The following is a 5,813-nucleotide window of genomic DNA, read 5'->3' as shown; positions in this document are numbered from 1 at the left end:
GCCACCGGCCCGCCCCGGCGGGCGGCGGGCGCCCCGGCGCCCCCGAGGCCGGCCCGCCCCGGCGCCCCCGAGGTCGGCCCGCCCCGGCCCTACTTGGGCGCCGACAGCCAGGCGCTCAGCCAGTGGAAGGCCATCGGGTACGACGCCGCGAACGTGTGGTAGTTGTGCCCTCCGCTGGGCAGCAACTGGGTGCGTACCTGCACGGAGGACGCCGCCGACGCCGCCAGGAACTTCTCGATGGAGGCGGGCGGGCTGACCCGGTCCTGGCGGGAGGTGGCGAGGAACAGGCTGACCCGGGCCGTGGAGCCGACGACGAGATCGGCGGGCGTGTTGGCCCGCCGCACCTTGGGGTCGCGCAGGACCGCGTTGTCGCCCGTCAGCGGGTCGGGGTCGATGGCGGCGCCCGCACCGAAGACCTTCGGGTACTGCAGCGGCAGTTTCGCGGCGCAGTAGCCGCCGGTGGAGTAGCCCATCAGGCCCCAGCCCTTGCTGCCGTGCAGGGTGCGGAACTTGTGCCGGACCAGGTCGGGGACGTCGTACGCGAGCCAGGTGGCGACCTTGCGGTCGGGCAGGTCGCTGCAGTCCGTGTCCACGCTGCCCGGGTCGATCACCGGCATCACCAGGATGAAGGGATGCACCTTGCGCTCCTTCATCAGCTTCTCGAAGTCCCCGGGCATACCGCCGTGCTCCAGCCAGGACTGCGGCGAACCGGGGACGCCGTGCATCATGATCAGCACCGGGAACCGCTTCTTGCGGTAGGCGGGTTCCTTGTACTGCGGCGGCGTCCACACCAGGACCTGGCCCGACAGAGTGGAGCGGCTGCCGCGGAAGTACGTGTCGAGCACACCGTCACGCGTTCCGTGGTTGAACTTGGCACGGCTCGCCGGCGGACCGGGCATCGCGTCCGCGTTCGCGCTGCTGGTCGTGCCCAGCAGGTCCTGCCACGAGGCGTACAACCCGTAGCTGTTGTTTATCCAGGTCGCCACCACGGTGATGGCGGTGAGCTGGCACAGGGCGATCATCGCGCCGTGCACCAGCCACCGCACCGGCCGCGGTCCGCGCACTCTCGACCACACCGCGACCGTGCCGATCATCGCGAGGACCGTCGCGACGACGAGAACGAAGAAGAACGTCGCACCAGTCAGCGCCACGCGGCCACCTTCCCGTAGCGGCATGCCGCACCCGCGGCCGCCGTCCGAAAACCAAGAAGCTGGTGTCTCGACGGGCAGACCCTGCGAACACCCCCAGCACCAACCAGGATGCAGAATGAGGGGGCGGGGTTGCTGATGCGCACCCCGAAATACGGTGAAAAGTTCGCCAAGCGATCCGGAGCCACGCAGAACACGCAAGGGTCATGTCGGATTCCCGCCAGCCCGTGCGCGGCCGATGCAGGATCCTGGACGCATGCAGAAGGGGATGCACACCGACCGTGCACGCTGTGTCCGCGCCGTCCAGTCGAAGGACGCACGATTCGACGGCTGGTTCTTCACCGCCGTCCTGACCACCCGCATCTACTGCCGGCCCAGCTGCCCCGCGGTGCCGCCCAAGCCGGAGAACATGACGTTCCTGCCCAGTGCGGCGTCCTGTCAGCAGGCAGGGTTCCGGGCCTGCAAACGCTGCCGCCCCGACACCAGCCCCGGCTCCCCGGAGTGGAACCGGCGCGCCGACCTCGTGGCCCGCGCCATGCGGCTCATCGCCGACGGAGTCGTGGACCGCGACGGCGTCCCCGGCCTCGCCGCCCGCCTCGGCTACAGCACCCGCCAGATCGAACGCCAGCTCCTCGCCGAACTCGGCGCCGGCCCGCTCGCGCTCGCCCGCGCCCAGCGCGCCCAGACCGCCCGGCTGCTGATCGAGACCACCGCCCTGCCCATGGCCGAGGTCGCCTTCGCCGCCGGCTTCGCCTCGATCCGCGCCTTCAACGACACCGTGCGCGAGGTCTTCGCGCTCACCCCCAGCGAGCTGCGCGGCCGGGCACCCCGGGAGGCCGCCGCGGGCCCGGCGCGTACCGCCGGGCCCGGCGCCCTGTCCCTGCGGCTGCCCTTCCGCGCTCCGCTCAACCCGGACAACCTCTTCGGCCACCTCGCCGCGACCGCCGTACCCGGCGTCGAGGAGTGGCGCGACGGCGCCTTCCGCCGCACGCTGCGCCTGCCCTACGGCCACGGCATCGCCGCGCTCACCCCGCGCCCGGACCACATCGCCTGCCGGCTCACCCTCGGCGACCTGCGTGACCTGCCCGTCGCCATCAGCCGCTGCCGCCGCATGCTCGACCTGGACGCCGACCCGGTCGCCATCGACGACCAGCTGCGCACCGACCCCGTCCTCGCCCCCCTGGTCGACAAGGCCCCGGGCCGGCGGGTGCCGCGCAGCGTGGACGAGGCGGAGTTCGCCGTCCGGGCCGTGCTCGGCCAGCAGGTCTCCACGGCCGCGGCCCGCACCCACGCGGCCCGCCTCGTCACCGCCCACGGCGAGCCGGTCGACGACCCCGAGGGCGGCCTCACCCATCTCTTCCCCGCCCCCGAGGCGCTCGCCGCCCTCGACCCCGAGTCCCTGGCCATGCCCCGGACCCGGCGCACCACCTTCACCACCCTCGTCCACCGGCTCGCCGAAGGCACCCTGAGCCTCGGGGTGGAGAGCGACTGGCCCCGCACCCGCGACGACCTTCTGGCACTGCCCGGCTTCGGCCCCTGGACCGCCGACGTCATCGCCATGCGCGCCCTCGGTGACCCCGACGCCTTCCTCCCCACCGACCTCGGCATCCGCCGCGCAGCCCGCGAACTGGGCCTGCCCTCCACCCCGGCCGCCCTCACCGCCCGCGCCGCGGCGTGGCGCCCCTGGCGGGCCTACGCCGTGCAGTACCTGTGGGCCACCGACAACCACCCCATCAACTTCCTTCCCGTCTGAGGACGTTCCGGATGAAGCAGCACACCGTCATCGACAGCCCCTACGGCCCGCTCACCCTCGTCGCCGACGACGGCGTCCTGTGCGGCCTGTACATGACCGACCAGCGCCACCGTCCGCTCCAGGAGACGTTCGGCGAGCGGGACGACCGCTGCTTCGCGGAGGCCGCCGACCAGCTCGCCGCCTACTTCGCGGGCCGTCTCAAGGAGTTCACCCTCCCGCTGCGCCTGGCCGGCACCCCCTTCCAGCGCCGCGTCTGGGACCAACTGCGCGCGATCCCCTACGGCGAGACCCGCACGTACGGCGAACTCGCCCACGCCCTCGGCAGCCCCCAGGCCTCCCGCGCCGTCGGCCTGGCCAACGGGAAGAACCCCGTCGGCATCATCGTCCCCTGCCACCGCGTCATCGGCGCGAACGGCAGCCTGACCGGCTACGGCGGCGGTCTCGCCCGCAAGCGCCGCCTGCTGGACTTCGAGCAGGGCGCCGGACTCTTCTGAGCGCCCCCGGCCCGAGGGGCCCCGATCCTGGCTGGGCCGGCGTCGCGCAGCCGGTCCAGCGACGCGGACAGGGCGGTGCCGACGGGTTCGCGGACCACCTCGTCGGCGATCTCGTCGTACGGCGTCGGCTCCGCATCGACGACGACGAGGCGCGCGCCGTGGTCGGCGGCGACCCGTTCGAGCCCGGCCGCGGGCTGCACCTGGAGGCTCGTCCCGACGGCGACGAACACCCGGCAGGCCTTGGCGATCGCGAGCGCCTCGCCCAGGACGACCGGGTCGAGGCGCTCGCCGGACATCACCGTGGCCGACTTGAGGACGCCGCCGCACTCCCGGCAGGGCGGATCGTCCTCACCGGCCTCGGCACGGGCGAGCGCGTCCTCCTGGGCCCACGCGCATGACACCGCGTGCACACGACACTGCGTACGCCCCCGTGCGGTTCGAGCACCTTGCGGGCGGGCGTCCCCGCGGGCTGGTGCAGTCCGGCCACGTTCTGGGCGAGGACCCGTACACGGACATCAGGAGCCTACGGGCCCGGGCGGGGCGGGGCCTCGGGGCGGTCAGCCGACGCGGTGGCCGTTCTCCAGTTCCGCCGTGCCCGTGCCCTCGGTGAGCACGTCGAGGGCGGCCAGGACGCGGCGGCCCAGGGAGCCCGTCAGACGGGCGGCGAGTTCGTCGCGCCCCACCAGGCGCCAGGAGAGCAGTTCCTCCTCCTGGAGCCGGATCGCCTTGAGGTCCTCGTCGGTGAGGACCCCGCCGTCGTAGAGGTACGCGACCAGCGGAGGGCGGCCGGTGCCGGGCACCCAGTCCACCGCGAGCAGCCGCCCGAGCGGGCGGTCGAGACCGATCTCCTCCAGGGTCTCGCGGCGGGCGCCCTGGCGGGGGCTCTCGCCGGTGTCGGACTCGACCGTGCCGCCCGGCAGCGCCCACCCCTCCCGGTAGTTCGGCTCGACGAGCAGCACGCGCCCCTGCGTGTCGCGGAAGAGAGCGGCGGCACCGGCGAGCACCCGGGGCAGGCCGGCGATGTACGTGGCGTAGTCCGCAGTGGTCATCAAGGAAGGGTAAGGGCACCGGCAAGCCGGGCGGAGCGAGGCCTTGGGGCTTCTCAGGGAGCGGGCGGGGCATGACGGCGGGGGGTGTCGCCGGTTATGGTCACAGCGGCGCGACTGGCCCCCTGACGTGCGGGGCCCGGAGAGCAAGGGGAATGCAAGGTGGCGGACGCTGCAGTGCACGGCACCCGCAGGGTGCTGATTGCCGCGGACAAGTTCAAGGGCTCGCTGACGGCCGTGCAGGTCGCCGAGCGGGTGACGGCCGGGCTGCGGCGGGTCGTGCCGGACGTGGAGGTCGAGGCGCTGCCCGTGGCCGACGGCGGCGACGGCACCGTGGACGCGGCGGTCGCGGCCGGGTTCGAGCGCCGGGAGGCGCGGGTCGCCGGGCCCCTCGGCGATGAGGTGACGGCGGCGTTCGCGCTGCGCGGTGACACCGCGGTCGTGGAGATGGCCGAGGCCAGCGGGTTGCAGCGGCTCCCGGCCGGCGTCTTCGCGCCGCTGTCGGCCTCGACGTACGGCTCGGGTGAGCTGCTGCGGGCCGCGCTCGACGCCGGCGCCCGGACGATCGTGTTCGGCGTGGGCGGCAGCGCGACCACCGACGGCGGCGCGGGCATGCTGTCCGCTCTGGGCGCGCGGTTCCTCACCGCCGACGGCGAGCCGGTCGCGCCCGGCGGCGGTGGACTGGCGGACCTGGCCCGCGCGGACCTGTCGGGCCTGGATGTGCGGCTCGCCGATGTCGAGTTCGTGCTGGCCAGCGACGTGGACAATCCGCTGACCGGCCCGAAGGGCGCCCCGGCGGTCTACGGGCCGCAGAAGGGTGCCTCGCCCGCGGACGTGGAGACGCTGGACGCGGCCCTCGCGCACTACGCGAAGGTGCTGGAAGAGGCGATCGGGACGCGGGCGGCCGAGTTCGCCGCGTCGCCCGGCGCCGGCGCGGCGGGCGGCATCGGGTACGGGGCGCTCATCGTCGGTGCGCGCTTTTGTGCCGGGATCGAGGTCATGCTCGACGTGCTCGGCTTCGCGCCCGCGCTGGGGCGGGCGTCCCTGGTGATCACCGGAGAGGGCTCGCTGGACGAGCAGACCCTGCACGGCAAGGCACCGGCCGGTGTCGCCGCCGCGGCGCGCGCGGCAGGCAAGGAGGTCGTCGCGGTGTGCGGGCGGCTCGCGCTCGCCCCCGAGGTGCTGGGCCGGGCCGGTATCCGCCGGGCGTACGCGCTCACGGACGTGGAGCCGGACGTCGCCCGGTGCATCGCCGAGGCGGGTCCGATCCTGGAGCAGGTGGCCGAGCGCATCGGCGCGGACTTCCTGGGCTGAGGCGGCCCACCGCCGGCCGGTGTACGCGGAAGGGCCCCGGAACCGTACGGTTCCGGGG

Annotated in this window: 5 protein-coding genes and 1 pseudogene; 3 read left to right on the top strand and 3 right to left on the bottom strand. The window is 74.2% G+C overall.

Features of this window, described 5'->3' with window-relative positions; translation table 11 throughout:
- Positions 1 to 89 precede the first annotated feature (89 nt).
- Entirely contained in the window at positions 90 to 1,151 is a 1,062-nt protein-coding gene (locus ACFC02_RS41215) for an alpha/beta hydrolase (protein WP_376367943.1), read from the bottom strand.
- Between the two features lie 253 nt (positions 1,152 to 1,404).
- On the opposite strand from ACFC02_RS41215, the gene ACFC02_RS41210 reads away from it, so the two are divergent.
- Positions 1,405 to 2,901 carry an AlkA N-terminal domain-containing protein gene (locus ACFC02_RS41210; RefSeq protein WP_376367940.1) on the top strand — a complete coding sequence of 499 codons (1,497 nt, stop codon included), beginning with the start codon at positions 1,405 to 1,407 and terminating at the stop codon, positions 2,899 to 2,901.
- A gap of 11 nt (positions 2,902 to 2,912) precedes the next feature.
- Entirely contained in the window at positions 2,913 to 3,395 is a 483-nt protein-coding gene (locus ACFC02_RS41205) for a methylated-DNA--[protein]-cysteine S-methyltransferase (protein WP_376367938.1), read from the top strand.
- 47 nt (positions 3,396 to 3,442) lie between these two features.
- On the opposite strand, the pseudogene ACFC02_RS41200 reads toward ACFC02_RS41205, so the two are convergent.
- A pseudogene (locus ACFC02_RS41200) lies at positions 3,443 to 3,909 on the bottom strand (Sir2 family NAD-dependent protein deacetylase); the annotation flags it as partial.
- Between the two features lie 43 nt (positions 3,910 to 3,952).
- Positions 3,953 to 4,444 carry an NUDIX domain-containing protein gene (locus ACFC02_RS41195; RefSeq protein WP_376367936.1) on the bottom strand — a complete coding sequence of 164 codons (492 nt, stop codon included), beginning with the start codon at positions 4,442 to 4,444 and terminating at the stop codon, positions 3,953 to 3,955.
- 192 nt (positions 4,445 to 4,636) lie between these two features.
- Between ACFC02_RS41195 and ACFC02_RS41190 the strand changes: the two genes are divergently transcribed.
- Complete coding sequence (locus ACFC02_RS41190; protein WP_376367945.1) at positions 4,637 to 5,755, top strand: glycerate kinase; 1,119 nt, start codon at positions 4,637 to 4,639, stop codon at positions 5,753 to 5,755.
- The last annotated feature ends 58 nt before the right edge of the window (positions 5,756 to 5,813 follow it).

This window comes from Streptomyces sp. NPDC056160 (assembly GCF_042268205.1).
Classification (GTDB): domain Bacteria; phylum Actinomycetota; class Actinomycetes; order Streptomycetales; family Streptomycetaceae; genus Streptomyces.
Note: the sequence above shows the minus strand (reverse complement) of the source record. Positions and strands in the feature narration are given on the sequence as shown.